Source organism: Paraburkholderia sp. SIMBA_027, assembly GCF_046535315.1.
Classification (GTDB): Bacteria; Pseudomonadota; Gammaproteobacteria; order Burkholderiales; family Burkholderiaceae; genus Paraburkholderia; species Paraburkholderia tropica.
Map to the genome: position 1 here is coordinate 1 of NZ_JAWRWY010001211.1, position 251 is coordinate 251.

General features: G+C 68.5%; 1 pseudogene. It reads left to right on the forward strand.

From position 1 onward, the window contains the following. Nucleotides 1-14: 14 nt before the first annotated feature. Nucleotides 15-251, forward strand: a pseudogene (locus SB764_RS42995) (oxidoreductase); the annotation flags it as partial.

The following is a 251-nucleotide window of genomic DNA, read 5'->3' on the forward strand; positions in this document are numbered from 1 at the left end:
GCTCCCGGCTGTGGATGAACGGCATGGCCGCACAGGTGGGCCCGCGTTTCCACGTACTCGGCGCCAAGGCCGGATACACCAAGTGGGGACTCGACAGCCAGGAACCCGATCTGGCTGCGGGCGCTTCGCCGACGGACCCCTCCTACGGTGTGGAGGGCCCGGAGTCATGGGGGCTGCTGGGCGTGGACGGCTCCAGCACAGCCGTTCCAGCAGAGAAGGGCGACTACCCCAGGTTCTACACGGAGCTCGCG